Raw genomic sequence first — 15,385 nt, 5'->3', positions numbered from 1 at the left:
GTCAGCCTCCCAGCTTCTCCGCCACGAACGCCGCCAGCTCGCCCGGTGTCATCGCGCCCACCTGCGCCCCGGCTCGCGCGAGCCGGCCGGCGACCTCGCGGTCGTAGCTCGGGTTCGCCTCCTCGTCGAGCGCGGCCAGCCCCAGCACGGTGGCGCCCTGCTCCACCAGCGCCCGTACCGTTCGTACGAGCCGGTACGGGTCGCCGCCCTCGAAGAAGTCGGAGATCACCACGAACACGCACCGCCGGGGGTTCTCGATCAGGGTCGCGCCGTGGTCCACGGCCCGCGCGATGTCCGTGCCGCCGCCGAGCTGGACCCGCATCAGCAGCTCCACCGGATCGGTCACGTCGGACGTCAGGTCGACGACCGAGGTGTCGAAGGCCAGCAGATGGGTCTTCAGCCCGGGCAGCCCCCACAGACACGCCGCCGTCACGGCGGAGTGGATGACCGACCCGGCCATCGAGCCGGACTGGTCGACCAGCAGCACCAGTTGCCATTGCTCGATGTGACGCCGGGTGCGGGAGTGGAAGTGCGGCCGTTCGATGAGCAGGCGGCGCTCGGCGGGCTGGTAGTGCGCGAGGTTGGCGCGCACGGTGGTCCGGAAGTCGAAGTTCCGGGCCACCGGCCGCTGGCTGGGCCGACGCGAGCGGGTGCCGGAGAAGGCCGTACGGATCTCCGGGTTCAGCCGTTCCATCAGCTGCCGCACCACGCTCTCCACGATGCGCCGGGCCTGCCGCAGCACCTCGGGGTTCATCAGATGCCTGGTGCGCAGCACGGCACGCAGCAGGGCCGCGCTGGGCTCGACCCGCTCCAGCACGGCGGGGTCCGTCACGATCTCCTGGATGCCGTACTGCTCCACCGCGTCCCGTTCCAGGCGCTCGATCGTCTCCTTGGGGAACAGCCGGTGGATGTCGTCCAGCCAGTCGACGGCCGTCACGACGGACGGGCCCAGTCCGGCCGTACGCTCCTGGTGCTCCGTGCCGCGCACGCCGCGTGCGGCGAGGTCCGGGTCCCGGCCGTAGAGCCAGTCCAGCGCGGCGTCGCGGGCCGCTGCCTCCCCGTCCAACGGGCCCGTGCGGTGCTCGGCCGGGGCACCGAGGACGAGCCGCCAGCGTTCCAGCACGGGGTCCGGAGCAGGGACTGCGGCGGTGGTCCGCCGGTCGGCGGAGCCGCCGTCGCCGCCCGGCGCGCGGCTGTTCCGGTCCGTGGCGCGGTTGTTGTCGTCGGTCATGGGGCGGTTCCGAGTCCGTAGCGGTCGAGCTGTCGGCTGACGTCGTCCTCCAGGGCCGCGGCCCTGGCCAGGAGCACGGGGTCCGCGGTGGTGCGGAGCAGGGAGCGGGCCGATCCCCGGACGCCGCGCCGCTCCAGCAGCCGCTCGGCGATCCGTTCGCGCTCACGGGGCGGGAAGAAGGCGAAGGCCTGGCGCAGGGCGGGCAGGCCGATCAGGAACTCCTCGTCGGACATCGCCCCGATCATGCCGTCCACCACCCCGATCAGGGGTTTCGGCCCGTCGCCCCCGGACCCCTGGTCCGTCGTCAACTCGTCGCGCGCCACGGCGAACAGCCCCGCCAGCCAGTCGCCCAGCACCGAGACCCCGGGCAGCGCCCGTACCGTGGCGCCCACGGCGGCGGGGTCGTGCGTCCCGGTCAGACAGCGGTGGAGGCCGAAGGCCGCGCCGCGCAGGTCGGGCGGGGCCGCGTCGTCGCCGCTGACGCGGCAGGCGACCGCGGTGACCGTCTCGCGGGTCACGGACAGCACGCCGGACGCGTGCCACAGCGTGTCGCGCACCGCCGCCACGGCGGCCAGCCGCGCGAGATCCACGCCCGGCCCGCCCGGCGCACCCGGCCGGGGCGCCGATGCCGGGCGGGGGGCCGTGGTCCCGGGCGTGTGTGCTCCCTCGAACAGCCACAGCAGCCGCTCGACCGCCCCGTCCAGCACCGATACGAGCAAGGGGCTCCGTGCCGTCCCGAAGACCCGGTCGTGCCGCCACAGCCCGAGCGCCGTGGCCAGCACGTCCCCCAACGGACCCGCCTCCCGCAACCGCCGCACCCGCCCTGCCAGCGCGCCCAGCAGCGGTTCGGACAGCCGCTCCACACCGCACAGGACGACGTCGAACAGTGTGCGCGCGAGCCCGTCCGCGTCCGGACCGTGGTCCACCCCGGCAGGGGACGCAGGGGCAGACCCCGGACCTCCGGGGCGCGCGGTGGCCCCGCCGGGCACGCCCGTCAGACCCCGCGCCCGCTCGGTGAGCACCGCCTCCGCCGCCTCGTCCAGGCTCGCCCCGTACGCCCCCGCCTCGATCAGGGCCGCGTCGCGCGCGGGCGCCGGGCGGGTCTCCCAGCGTTCGTCGAACCGTGGGTCGGCGCCGCCCCGTGGGCCCTCGGTGCGTTCGTGTCCCGGAACGCCGAGCACCCTCAGCCGGTGCAGCACCCGGCTGCGCTCCAGGTCGCCGGGGCGGGTCAGGTCGAGCGTGAACGGGCCGTCGCCGGTCAGCCCGAGGGCCGCGAGCCGCCCGGCGACATCCGCGACGAGCGGTGGCCGTGGTGTGTCGGGGTGCAGGGTGCCCACCCGGTCGCCGCCGCTCGCCGCGATCATCTCCTCCACCACCGGATGGGCTCCGGCGGTGAGCGTTCCCCGCGTCGTCCACGGCAGGGGCTGGTCCAGATCCTCGCCGATCAGGGCGCCCGCCATCCCGTCGAGGACATCGGTCCTGGCCGGGCGCGGGTGGTCGCGCAGCGCGGTCAGGCCCTGGGTGAGCGCGCGGGCCGCGATCAGATCGGCCGTGGACACGGGGTGGTTGCGGGCCCGCAGCCGCGAGACCACCGCACGGACCAGCCCGTCCGCCGCCGCCCTCACCCCTTCGTCCCAGACCCGCTGGTAGTACCCGGGCGACGGCATCCCCGACTCGTACCCGGCGAACGAGTCCAACTGCCGGAAGGAGTACGGCACAAGAAAACTGCCCTTGAGCGCCCCCTCGACCGCATCGGGCACCCCGGGCCACACCGGCGTCCCGTCCGCGCCGAGCACCGGCCCGTCCGCGCCGACGGCCCGGTCGTCCCGCCCCTCGTCGTCCGCCGTGCTCCCGCCGGGAGTCGGCCCGTCCGGCGTCGTGTCGTCCGGTGTCGGGCCGCCGGGTGCCGAGTTGCCGGGTGTCGGGTTGTCCGGCGTGCTGTCGCCCGGCCGCGACGGTCCTGTCGTCACCCTCCCGCCGGGAGTCGGCCCGTCCGGCGTCGCGTCGTCCGGTGTCGGGCCGCCGGACGTCGGGTCGTCCGGTGTGGTTCCGCCCGGAGTCCGGTCGCCCGGCGCCGAGTTGCCGGGTGTCGGGTCGTCCGGCGGGCTGCCGCCTGGCCGCGACGGTTCTGTCGTCACACTCCCGCCACGCGGCGGTGAACCGTCCGCCGTGCCCTCGTCCGGCGTCCGGTCCCGCGCCGCGCCCACGCTTCCCGCCCGGTTGCCCACCACCCCCTCGCCGGGCCCCCGAACGTCCGTCACCTCGACGTCCGTCCCCCCGATGCCCGCCGCCCCCACCAGCCCCCGCAGGGCCGGCTGGTGGAAGCCCCCGGTGACCACCAGGACCGTGGGATCGCCGGGCGCGGACAGTGCCGCCCGGACCCAGGAGGCCATGTACGCCTCACGCGCGCGGTCGCCGTCGTCGGCTCGGGTGTCGCCGCGGACCAGGGCGAAGTAGGTGTCGAGGCGCTCGCGCAGGTCAGCGTCGTCGGCCACCTCGAAGAGCCGGTCCCACAGTGCGTCCACACCGTCGACGTCGAAGCGGGCGCACAGCCGGGCCGTCGCCTCGGCATAGCGGGCCTCGGCGTCGGCGTACCGGTTGACGCGTTCCGCGAACGCCGGGTGCCAGGCCGGCAGGTCGATGAACCGGACCTCCGCGCCCGCCGCCCGCCCCGCCCGCAGGGCCACCCACTCCGGGGAGTAGTCGCACAGCGGCGTCCAGGACGTGGCGGCGCGCTCGCCGTCCCGGTAGTGGCTGAACACCGCGACCGGCAGCTCGTGTCCGAGGAGCAGTTCGTCCAGCCGGTCGTTCATGTCGCACGGGCCCTCGACCAGGACGTACGACGGCCGCAGCCGCTCGATCGTCGAGGCGACCAGCCGGGCGCAGGCGGGGGAGTGGTGGCGCACCCCCAGGAACACGGCGGGCATCTCAGCCGTCCAGCAGATGGCGCGCGTCGTACAGGGCCTGCCACTGCGCACCCCGGCGGCGCGAAACTCGCTGCTCCAGATGGCGGCGCAGCCGGGCCAGGTCCTCGGGGCTGTCCTTGGCCACCGTGCCCGCGAGACAGGCCACCACGTCGGCCGCGCTGCCCGGTTCCCCGCGCAGGAACCAGCCGCGCACCCCCACCGCGTGGGCCACCGACACGGCCTCGGCGGTGCTCATCACCGCCGAGGGCCGGTCCACCCCGTCGCCCTCGCGCGTCCGGCCGGAGCGCAGCTCACGGAAGGTGGTGACCAGCACCTCCAGCACCTCGCGGTCGGGCGCGGCCGTCACCCCGGACTGCCGCAGCAGCTCGGCCGCCTCCGCCTCGACCAGGGCCAGTTCGGTGTCCAGGTCGGGCACCGGGAACACCGTCTCGAAGTTGAAGCGGCGTTTGAGGGCCGCGCTCATCTCGTTGACGCCCCGGTCGCGGGTGTTGGCCGTCGCGATGACGTTGAAACCCTTGCGGGCGAAGACCATGGCGTCGGGGCCGTCCAGCTCCGGGACGGCCAGCACGCGTTCGGAGAGCAGCGACAGCAGCGAGTCCTGCACTTCGAGCGGGCAGCGGGTGATCTCCTCGAAGCGTACGATCCGGCCCTCCGCCATGCCCCGGAGCATCGGCGCCGGCACCAGGGAGCGACGGGAGGGGCCCTCGGCGACGAGCAGCGCGTAGTTCCAGCCGTACTTGATCTGGTCCTCGGTGGTGGCGGCGCCGCCCTGCACGGTCAGCGTCGACGTACCGCTGACCGCGGCGGCGATCAGCTCCGACAGCAGGGACTTGGCGGTGCCCGGCTCCCCGACGAGCATCAGCCCGCGATTGGTCGCCAGTGTCACCAGGGCCCGCTCGACCAGCGAGGGGTTCCCCACGAACTTCCGGCTGATGCCCGCCCCTTCGTCGCCGACCACGAAACGGCGCGCCGCCCGCAGGCTCAGCTCCCAGCCGGGCGGCCTCGGACCGCTGTCCCCGTCCCGCAGCACGGCCAGCTCCCCGGCGTACCGCACCTCGGCGGGCGGCCGCTGCAGCTCGTCCGCCTCCCCGGTCCACGCCCGCTGTTCGTCCGCGCCGCCCGTGCCCGCCCGCTGCCCGCCCGCGCCACCCATGCCCACCCCCGGCCCGTCCGCTCCCCGGGCGCCCTCCCGCGGTGTGCCCGTCGTCGTCACGGTGCCGTCAACTCCGTCAGATCCGCGAGCAGTTCCGACACCGCCACCGGGTCGATCTCCTCGAAACTGACGCTGTGGGGGTCGCTCGGCCAGTAGTCACCGGGCCGGGTGGCGAGCCAGAGGTGCTCCACCTCCTGCCGCTCGGCGGGATCGAAGTAGCCGACGGCGATGCCGTCGTCGGGGATCAGCACCGCGTAGCGGTTCGGGGCGAGCAGCTTGGAGATCCAGCGCTCGATGCCGTTGTCCAGCGGCTGCCCGCGCCGCCATCCGCGCCGCTCCAGACCGACGAGCCGGCCCGTCGTCACCGTCAGCCCCTCGAAGCGCTCCAGCCGCCACCCCGCGGCCTCCTCCGCCGTCAGCTCGAACACCTGCCGTCCCAGCTGCGGGAACGGCTGGAGGATCTCGTAGTCCGCGAACAGCTCCGCCCAGGTGTCGAGTTCACCCGGCAGCCGCAGCGGGTGCGCGATCCGTACGATCGCCTTGTCGGGCAGTGTGAACAGGCTGTCCTCGGCATCCGCGAACGTACGGTCCTCCGCCACCCGGAAGGCCGTCGTCGTGCCGTCCGCGTCGCTCAGCCACACCAGCCGCCGGACGAGATGCCACAGCAGCGGATGCCCGACGAACAGCTCGCGGAACTCGGCCGCCGACCACGAACGGCCCTCGACCATGGCCGACTCCAGCCGTCGCACCTGGTCGGCGGCGATGGTCCGGACATCCTTCTTCAGGGCCATGAACCGCTTGCGCTCGGCGGGCGCCAGCTCGGCGTCGTCCCGAGCGCCCGGCTGGGGCAGGTCCTTGCGGCGGTGGCCGTCGGGGTCCTGGACGAACGGGCGCAGCTGTTCGTCGAAGCCGACCGTGAACGTACGGCTGCCGTAGTCGATGACCGTGGTGCCCCGTGCGTCCAGACCGAAGTCGGGCACCAGCCGGTCGGCGAGCTGCTCACCGGTCAGCCCCAGATCCTGCGCCAGCTCGGCGATCTTCTCCTGGGCGCGGGCCTTGAGCGCCTTGAACTTCACCCGCTGCGCCACACCGTGCAGATGCATCAGCGCCACATCGGTGCCGATCGCGGCCAGCACCCCGAGCCCGTCCACCGCGCGCTGGTGGCCGCCCTCGCCGGGCCAGGCCCGCACCAGCGGGGTGAGCCGGCGTACCGTCCCGTCGTCGCCCAGCAGCCCCAGCGCGGTCAGCGCCCAGCCCGCCTCGCTCGGCATCCCGGCGAGCCGCCACTGCTCGAACAGCGCCCAGGCGAACTCGGCGAGCGACTCCGCGGCGCACACCTCCCGGACCACGGCCAGCCCCGGATACGGCTCGCCCGGCCGGGACATCGCGAGCATCGTCACGACATGCCGGGTGGCTTCGGCGGGCAGCGCGCCACCGGAGCGCACCAGGATCTGCGGCAGCAGCAACGGCTCCGCCCACTCGACGGGCTCGGGCAGCTTCGCCGGCAGGGCCGTCACCAGCGGATCGGCCGACAGCAGCTCCCGGATCGCCGCCACCGCCTCGGCGCCGTACCGCTCGGCGGCCGACCGCACGACCTGCTCCCCGTGCAGGGCCACGATGGTGTGCAGCGCCTGCTCGGCGTACCGGCGGGCGGTGCCCGACCGGCCCAGGGCGTCCGGCACCAGCAGCGGCGCGGCGGCCTCGCCGTGCCGCCGGAACCAGGAACGGGCCGTGTCCCGCACCGACTTCAGCCGCACCGCCCACTCGGCGGCCAGCCGGGCCGTCCCCACGCTCGCATACGGCAGGATCAGGGGCGCGAGCGAAGCCGGCCACTTCGGGACGGTCCGCAGCACCACCCCGAGGGCGTCCGTGCCGAACCGGGCGACGACCGGCTTGAGCGCGGAGTCGTCGTCCAGGCTCTTCGGATTCCACTCGTCCAGCAGCGGCCGGGCCAGCTCCTCGGGTTTGCCGAGGAAGATCCCCAGTACCCCGGCCCTGTCGGCGCGGACCGCGACCGGCAGGGCGTCCGGATCGTCGGGCCACTCGGTCCGCGCGGCCCAGTCCCGCTCCCACGACTGCGCGTCCGCCCACTCCTGCCGCTCACCGGGCAGCCAGACGATCCCGGGCGCGTCCTCGGCGACCAGCCCGGCGACGGTGCGGACCTTGACGGGCTCGCGCGGCCGGAGCCACGGCGGAGCGGTCAGCACCTCGGGCAGCGAGGCGGCCGGGGCGTCCGGCACCCGGTCCTTCGGGCTCAGCAGTGGTGCGACGGCATCCGCCGCCTCAGGCGAGAGGGAGCCGAGGACCTCCTCGGCCAGGTCCGGGTGGCCCGAGACATGGACCCGCAGCGCGTACCGCAGGGCGTCCGCGTCCGGTCCGCCCGCCGCCACCGCCTCGGCGAGCATGCGCAGGCCACGCCGCGGAAAGCGACGGGCGGCCTTCGCCACGTAGGGCTGCGCCCGCTTGTCGTCGAGCTGCCCCAGCAGCAGGGCGAACGCCTCGTCGGACGGCAGCTCGACCAGGATCGTGTTGACCTTCTTGAAGAGGTCCGCCGTGACGTAGAACCCCTTGAGCGTCTCCGCCACCAGGGGTGCCACCGCCGTGCCGACGCCCTCGGCGACGGTGGCGACCGTCGACATCGGCCAGCCGTTGTACCCCAGCGAGGCGGTGGCGCCCAACCGCCGGACCTGTTCCGGGTCGTTCAGCGAACACAACAGCATCGAGCGCAGCACCTGGTCACGGGGGTGGTCGGCCTCGGGGGCGTCCACGCACTCGTCGACCCATTCCGTCTCACCGGGGACGAGGTACGAGACGACGATGCGTTCGCGCACACCGCCCCGTACCTCCGCGAGCGCCGCGACCACGGCGCGGTACGTCTCCTCGTCGGTGTCGGCGAGCAGTGCCCGCAGCCGGTCCATCACACCGCGCACCCGGGCCACATGGCCCGCGTAGTGGTTCTGCGGGCGCTCGACGCGCGCGTTCGAGCGGTGGGTCCCGCTCTGTGTGAAGTACACCTGGACGCCGCAGAGTTCGATGGCCGCGCGGGCGGCGAAGACCGCTCCGTGGGCCTCGACCCAGGCATCGGTACAGGCCGCGCCCGACCAGGCGATGTCGGAGGTGACGGCCAGCACCGCCGCACCCGACGGAGTCGTCGTACCCGCGAGTTGGTCCTCGGCGGCCCGCACCAGGTCCGGGTCGCTGCGGGGGTCGTCCAGGTACTGCCGCACCCAGGTCTCGGCGCCGCGCAGCCGCCGCTCGGCCTGCTCCGCCGCTCCCTTGCGCAGGGGCGTCGGCCTGCGGTGGACACCGCCCCGCCTCGGGTGGAGATGACGGTGCCAGGCGGCGGGCAGGACGAAGGCGTCCTCGTCCAGTGGTACGGCGGTGTCCTCGTCCGGTGGTACGGCGGTGTCCTCGTCGGCGGCCGGGACGTCCGGAACGGAGGTGCCGGGACCTGCGTCGTCCGGAACGGCGGCGTCCGGGACGGTGCCGCAGTCCCGCGGACCGTCCCCCACGCCGTCGCCCGTCCCGCCGACCTCCCGATACCCCTTGCGCTCCTTGGCCGCGGCGGTCTTCCGCAGATACTCGGCGGCCTCCTGGGGGGAAGCGCACTCCTTGACCTGGGTGCGCCCGTCCGTGCCGCAGCGCCCGTACCGGACGGTGACCGCGCTCCCGTCCGCCTCGGCCTCCCAGAACTTCGAGGAGGTCCCTTCGGCATACTCCCAGCGGCGCACGCGCCCACCCCTTCCGACCCTGCCGGCTCCCCGGCCCACCCCACGCGGATTCAGCCACCGACCGGCGCGAAAACGCCAGGCCCAGCGACGATCACCACAGTAGAGGGGGCCACTGACAACGCGTCGGGCGGCCGGGGTCGGGGGCTTCCCCGGCCGGTTCAGCGCCCTCTGCGCCGGGCTCCCGCCCGCAGTTCGTCACGCAGCCGCTCCGGGGTCCACTCCTCGCCGACGGCCCGCCAGAGCAGATCGGCCTGGGAGGGCGGGGCGAGACCGTCGACCGGCGGGTCGAGGTCCAGATTCGTGGGGAAGGGGTAGCCCTCGGCGGTGGCGGCGACGACACGGCGCAGCCACTCCTCCGCGGCGCCCTCGGACCGGCGGCGCGACAGGACGGGGAACAGCGCGTTCGCCATGGCCTCGCGGTCCACCGTCTCCATGGCGCGGCCGAACGCGGAGGAGATCTGCAGCAGGTTGGCCATGCGCCGGATGTCCGAGGAGCGGTTGTGCCCGGCCGCGTGGAAGAGCGCGGGGTTGAAGAAGACCGCGTCGCCCTTGTCCAGGGGGAGTTGGACGTGGTGGGCGTCGAAGTACGCGACGAACCCGGGGAGCCGCCAGGCGAGGTAGCCGGGCTCGTACTTCTGCGAGTGCGGCAGATAGAGGGTCGGGCCGGACTCGACGGGCATGTCGCAGTGGGCGACCGCGCCCTGCAGGGTGAGCACGGGGGAGAGACGGTGCACGTGCGCGGGGTAGGCGGCGGCCTGCTCCCGGGACAGGAAACCCAGGTGGTAGTCCCGGTGCGGACTCTGCGCCGCGCCACCGGGGTTGACCACGTTGACCTGGGAGGTCATCTGGTACGCGGGGCCCAGCCAGGCCTCGGCGATCAGCGCCAGCAGGTCGTTGGCGTAGTAGTCGGCGAACACGTCCGGAGCCCGTACGGCCATCTTGTCCAGGGCGTTCCAGACACGGTCGTTGGCGCCGGGCTTCGCGAAGTGGTCGCCCCGGGCCGTACCGGCGGCACGCTCCTCCTCGATCAGCTCACGGAACGCGGCGGACGCGCGGTCCACGACCGCCGGTTCGGTGAACGCGCCCTTGAGCACCACGATGCCGGGGCCGTCCGACAGGGTCCGGACCAGCTCGGTCCGCACGGCCCGGCGGCCCTCGGGGGTGGCAGCCAGGGAGCGGAGCCGCTCGCTGTCGTAGAGGGGCACGTTCTGTTCGACCCGCTCGGCCGAGGGATGGTCGGCGGGGTCGGTGCGCACCTCGACGAGCGCGCGGAAGGTGTCGAGATCGCAGTCCGCCTCGGTCAGCCAGGTTCGTGTCATCGCAGCGACGCGGGTCATCGCGGCTCCTTTCGCAGGCCTCGTGTCTCTGTCAGTCTGAGGACCGGAAACCCCTCATTCAATGCGCGACAACACATCAAAAACGCATCACGACGACCCCTCGCCCACGACACCTCGTCCACGACACCTCACCGAAGGACCCGGCACCACTGTGACGCGACACCGGCACCCGTACACGATCAGGGAGATCGCCCGTCAGTCGGGGCTGAGCACGGCCACCGTCGACCGCGTCCTCAACCACCGGGGCAATGTGCGGGAGAGCACGGTCCGTGAGGTGCGGCAGGCGGTCGAGGACCTCGACCGCCAGCGCGGCCAGGTCCGCATCGGCGGCCGCACCTTCATGATCGACATCGTGATGCAGGCCCCGGAACGCTTCACGACCGCCGTGCGCGCCGCCCTCGAAGCCGAACTTCCCTCCCTGCACCCCGCCGTCGTACGTTCCCGCTTCCACTTCCGCGAGACCGGACCCGCGGCCGAACTGGTCGCCGGCCTCGACCGGATCGCCAGGCGGGGGTCGCAGGGCGTGCTCCTCAAGGCGCCGGACCTGCCGGAGATCTCCGCCGCCGTCGGACGGCTGGCCGCGGCCGGGATCCCCGTCGTCACCCTCGTCACCGACCTGCCCGGCAGCGCGCGCGTGGCGTACGTCGGGATCGACAACCGGGCGGCCGGGTGCACGGCCGCGTACCTCGTCGGCCAGTGGCTCGGTGACCGGCCGGGCCATGTGCTGACGACCATCAGCCGCGCCTCCTTCCGGGGCGAGGAGGAGCGCGAGATGGGCTTCCGCAGCGCCATGCGGCTCGCCCACCCGGCCCGCTCCCTGGTGGAGGTCACCGACAGCGACGGCCTCGACGCCACCCAGCGCGACCTCGTCCTCGCGGCGCTCCGGCGCGACGAGGACATCGTCGCCGTCTACTCCATGGGCGGCGGCAACCTCGCCACGCTGGACGCCTTCGACGAACTGGGCCGGAACTGCGCGGTGTTCGTCGCGCACGACCTCGACCACGACAACACCGGGCTGCTGCGCGAGCGCCGGCTCTCCGCCGTCCTCCACCACGACCTCCGCCAGGACGTACGCCGTGCCTGCCAGACCGTGATGCGCGCGCACGGGGCCCTGCCGGACGACGGCCCGCCCCCGCCGTCGACGATCCAGGTCGTCACACCCTGCAACATGCCCCCCGACGCACCGGGACCGGCACCCAAGGCCTGAGCCGGGCACGCCGGCCGCCCTGGTCGCGCGGCCCGTCCGGGCGCGGCGCACACCCGCTCCGCCGAAGCGGCCCCAGGCGCCGACGGCCCCGTGTCGCCCCGCGAAGGGGCGCCGGGCGCGACATAGCGTGGCCCGCGCAGACGACGGCCGATCCCGGGGTGGTGCGATGTGCTGGAGTGCGACGGCCGATCTCGTGGCGGGTGCCGGTGTCGCGGCCGTCGGGGTGGCCTGTGTGGCGCTGGTGCGCGACCGGCGTGATCTGCCGCTCGCCGCGCTGCCGTTGCTGCTTGGCGCGCATCAGATCGTGGAGGCGGCGGTCTGGTCCTCGCACGGCGGCAGCGGGCCCGCGACCGTCACCTGGGCCGTCATCGCCCTGCCGCTGCTGGCCGTGTGGGTGCCGGCGGGCGTGTGGTGCGCGGCTCCGCGATCCGCCCGGACCCGGCTCGCCGTGCTCCTCGCGGTCGGCGCCGTGACCGCCGCCGCGCTCGCCCACGGTCTGGTCACCGGCCCGGTGACGGCCGAGATCCGCGGCCGTACCGTCGGCTACACGGTCGACCTCTCCCACCCGGCCCTCCTCGTCGCCGGCTATCTCCTCGCCACCGTCGGCTCCCTGCTCCTCTCCGGCGACCGGCGGCTCCTGGTGCTCGGCGTCCTGGCCGGCGTGGGCGCCGCGATCTGCTGGACCCTGTGGCGACTGGAGTTCATCTCGACCTGGTGCGCCTTCGCCGCCGTCTGCTCGGTGGTGCTGCTCGGCTGGGTGCGCGCACGACGGCGGGCGCGCACCCGGGGCCCCACCGATCCTTGGTGAATCAATCATCCACCGAGCTGTTGACTTTCGGCTTGGCCAGCCAGAGGATTTCGGAGGTGACACACTCCGCCGCCGGGCCGCTCGGCCCGGTCCTCCCCGCGGCCCTCGACGAGGCAGCCCACCGCTGCCTCGTCGCGGGCTTCGACGGTACGACGACCGTCCCCGACACCCTGAAACGGCTGATCGACCGCGGTCTGGGCGGGGTCATCCTGTTCACCCGCAACATCCGCGACGCCGACCAGGTCCGTGAACTCACCGGCACCCTGCGGACACTGCGCCCCGACCTGCTGGTCGCCATCGACAACGAGGGCGGCGGCATCGGCCACCTGGTCGCCGCGGGCGCCCCCGAGGTGCCCGGCTCCTGGGCACTCGGCGCCGCCGACGACCTGGGCCTCACCGCCGCGTGTGCCGACGCCCTCGCCGCACATCTGCTCACGCTCGGCATCACCGTCTCCTACGCCCCCGTCGCCGACGTCCAGAGCCGCCCCGAGAACCCGATCGTGCGCACCCGCGCCTTCGGCGGCGACCCCGAACTGGTCTCCCGGCATCTGCGGGCCTGGATCGGGGCCACCGACGCGCGCGGCGTCGCCTCCTGCGCCAAGCACTTCCCCGGCCACGGCGGCACCGTCACCGACAGCCACCACGAACTGGCGGTCGATCCACGGCCGTACGACGAACTCGACCTCGCGCCCTTCCGGGCGGCCGTCGATGCGGGCGTGCCCATGCTGATGAGCGCCCATGTCGTCTTCCCGGCCCTCGACCCCGGCCTGCCCGCCACCCTCAGCCCACGCGTCCTGTCCGGCCTGCTGCGCGGCGAACTCGGCTTCGACGGCGTCCTCGTCAGCGACGCGCTGGAGATGAGGGCCATCGCCGACCGCTACGGCGAGGCGGCGGGCGCCCGGCTCGCGCTCGCCGCCGGGGCGGACCAGGTCGTCGTCGCCGTACCGGACCTGGAGGTCACCCTCGCCTGCCGGGACGCCGTGCTCGACGCGCTGCTCGCGGGCGACCTCGCCGAGGAGCGGGTGGCCGAGGCCGCCGAGCGGGTACGGCGGCTCGCGCTGCGGTACGCGGTGCCGTACCGGCCGGGTGCCGTGGCCGCGTGGGACGCCGGCGCCGGGCTGACGGCGGCGCGCCGGGCCGTACGGAGCGGGGGGCCGCTGCCGGGGCCGGTGCCCGGCGCCCATGTCGTCGACTGCTTCCCGCCCCCGCACCCCGCCCTCAACTGGGGCGGCGAGGACCTCCTGACCGAGATCCGCGCCCTCGACCCCACCGCCACGGGGACGGCCGTCGCCGGGGAGCCGGACGACATCGGGGCGGTCGTGGCGGAGGTGCTGCGGGCCGCGGAGGGGCGCCCGCTGGTCCTCGCCCTGTGCGACGCGGAGCTGTACGCCTGGCAGGGGCGCCTCCGGGACGCCCTGTTGGTCGTACGGCCGGACACGCTGGTCGTCTCGACCGGGCTGCCGGAAGCGGGGGATGCGCTTGCCGCGCACGGGAGGGGGCGGGTGAACTTGCGGGCCCTCGCCGAGGTCTTGGCGGGGCGGAGGCTCTGAGCGGGGCCGGTCCCCGGTGGGGTGGTCTCCGCTGTGGGTGGGCCTCCGGCCGGTGGGGCTTCTCGCGCAGTTCCCCGCGCCCCTGAGACGCAGGGGCTGCGCCCCCTGCGTCTCAGGGGCGCGCGGGCCCATCGCTGTCCGGCGCCCCTGCCCCGCCCGCTCACTTCGCTTCGATCACCTCGGTGATTCCCCGTGCCGCCAAGTGCGCCGCGTCCTGCGCGCGCTCCGCCAGGACCACCGCCGGGCGGGCGCCCTCCTGGCGCAGCGCCATCCAGGTGTCGAAGAAGGTGCCTCCCGGGCCCGACACCGACCGCGTGGCCGGGGTGCAGTCCAGGACCAGCGCCGTCGTACGGGGAGCGGGCGGGGCGGCGGCGCCACGGATCTCGGTGACTGTCGTGGAGAGGGCCTCCGCGATGGGCTTGGCGCGGCCCGCGGAGTCGAACAGGCCGAGCGTGTACTCCAGTTCGGGGAAGTCGGCCAGGGAGCGGTCGACGTCGTGGGAGCACCACCAGGTGACGCCCCACAGCCGGGCACAGCCGGCCGCGTTCAGCAGGGTCGCGCGGGCGAAGTCGGGGGCGTCGGCGGCCGGGATGTGGGGCTCGGGGGCACCGGTCTCCTGGACCCAGACCGGGCGGGCCGGGTCGGTGGCGTAGGCGGTGGCCAGTTCGGTGCCGTACTCCGCGAGGTGGTGCACCTGGGGGGAGCGCGGGCCGTAGCGCCCGGCGCAGTTCGCCGAGAAGACCCAGGGGTGGACGGTGGTCAGGTCGCCCTTGCGCGCCGAGGCCTCGGGGGTGAAGGGGTGGTCGTCGCCGTACCAGGCGGCGTCGTACGCCGAGTGCGTGACCAGGCCCCGCCCCTCGCCGAGCCTGGCCCGCGCGGCGGCCAGCAGGGTGTCGAGGTAGTGGTCGACCTCGGCCACGGCGACCGGGTTGTGCTCGACCAGGTTGTTCAGCTCGTTGCCGAGCTGGAGGCCGATGAGGGCGGGATGGCCGGAGAGGGCGCGGCCGAGCGTGCGCAGCAGCAGTGCCTGGGCCTCGATCGCCTCGGGGTCGGTGAAGACGTTGCGGTGGTGCCAGCTGCGGGTCCACTCCGGGTAGAAGTCGAAGCTCGACAGATGGCCCTGGACGCCGTCCACCAGCACGTCGAGCCCGCACTCGGCGGCCAGGTCGACCAGCCGGACCAGCTGGTCCACGGCCGACGCCCGGACCAGTGTGCGGTTGGGCTGGAGCAGCGGCCAGAGGTGGAAGACCCGGACGTGGTCCAGGCCCAGTCCGGCGATCTGTGCCAGGTCCTCCCGCGCGAGCCCGGGATCGAAGTCGTGCCAGGCGTGGAACCAGCCCCGGCGTGGGGTGTAGTTGACGCCGAAGCGGAGTGCGGGTGCGGGCGAGGGCGGCGTGCTGATGGCGTCCTCCTCAAGAGACGGACCTTGTCTCCGGCGAAT

General features: G+C 74.4%; 9 protein-coding genes. 3 read left to right on the top strand and 6 right to left on the bottom strand.

Annotated elements, in window-relative coordinates:
* Position 1: 1 nt before the first annotated feature.
* The 5 genes from J8M51_RS10235 to J8M51_RS10215 all read right to left on the bottom strand — a co-directional run bounded on the left by J8M51_RS10235 (position 2) and on the right by J8M51_RS10215 (position 10,379).
* A complete protein-coding gene (locus J8M51_RS10235) occupies positions 2-1,231 on the bottom strand; it encodes a VWA domain-containing protein (protein WP_267299122.1) in 1,230 nt (409 codons plus the stop codon).
* Entirely contained in the window at positions 1,228-4,158 is a 2,931-nt protein-coding gene (locus J8M51_RS10230; RefSeq protein WP_267299121.1) for a DUF5682 family protein, read from the bottom strand. Before J8M51_RS10230 ends, J8M51_RS10235 begins: the two co-directional genes overlap by 4 nt.
* A gap of 1 nt (position 4,159) precedes the next feature.
* The gene (locus tag J8M51_RS10225; protein WP_267299120.1) at positions 4,160-5,371 is read right to left on the bottom strand and encodes an ATP-binding protein; all 1,212 of its coding nucleotides are present in this window, start codon (positions 5,369-5,371) and stop codon (positions 4,160-4,162) included.
* Positions 5,368-9,042, bottom strand: coding sequence for a WGR and DUF4132 domain-containing protein (locus J8M51_RS10220; protein ID WP_267299119.1), 3,675 nt, complete (start codon positions 9,040-9,042; stop codon positions 5,368-5,370). Before J8M51_RS10220 ends, J8M51_RS10225 begins: the two co-directional genes overlap by 4 nt.
* A gap of 158 nt (positions 9,043-9,200) precedes the next feature.
* On the bottom strand, positions 9,201-10,379 hold the full coding sequence (locus J8M51_RS10215; RefSeq protein WP_086760340.1) for a phytanoyl-CoA dioxygenase family protein: 1,179 nt from the start codon (positions 10,377-10,379) through the stop codon (positions 9,201-9,203).
* A gap of 151 nt (positions 10,380-10,530) precedes the next feature.
* On the opposite strand from J8M51_RS10215, the gene J8M51_RS10210 reads away from it, so the two are divergent.
* The 3 genes from J8M51_RS10210 to J8M51_RS10200 all read left to right on the top strand — a co-directional run bounded on the left by J8M51_RS10210 (position 10,531) and on the right by J8M51_RS10200 (position 13,944).
* A complete protein-coding gene (locus tag J8M51_RS10210; RefSeq protein ID WP_256965850.1) occupies positions 10,531-11,586 on the top strand; it encodes a LacI family DNA-binding transcriptional regulator in 1,056 nt (351 codons plus the stop codon).
* A 166-nt stretch (positions 11,587-11,752) separates the two neighbouring features.
* On the top strand, positions 11,753-12,394 hold the full coding sequence (locus J8M51_RS10205) for a DUF6629 family protein (protein ID WP_267299118.1): 642 nt from the start codon (positions 11,753-11,755) through the stop codon (positions 12,392-12,394).
* A 56-nt stretch (positions 12,395-12,450) separates the two neighbouring features.
* The gene (locus J8M51_RS10200) at positions 12,451-13,944 is read left to right on the top strand and encodes a glycoside hydrolase family 3 N-terminal domain-containing protein (RefSeq protein WP_086764188.1); all 1,494 of its coding nucleotides are present in this window, start codon (positions 12,451-12,453) and stop codon (positions 13,942-13,944) included.
* A gap of 160 nt (positions 13,945-14,104) precedes the next feature.
* Here J8M51_RS10200 and J8M51_RS10195 read toward each other — a convergent pair whose 3' ends face one another.
* Positions 14,105-15,385, bottom strand: coding sequence for a glycosyl hydrolase (locus J8M51_RS10195; protein WP_398856305.1), 1,281 nt, complete (start codon positions 15,383-15,385; stop codon positions 14,105-14,107).

The sequence above is a fragment of the Streptomyces griseiscabiei genome, assembly GCF_020010925.1.
Taxonomy (GTDB): domain Bacteria; phylum Actinomycetota; class Actinomycetes; order Streptomycetales; family Streptomycetaceae; genus Streptomyces; species Streptomyces griseiscabiei.
The sequence above is the reverse complement of the archived record's forward strand: the minus strand, read 5'-3'. Positions and strand labels throughout refer to the sequence as shown.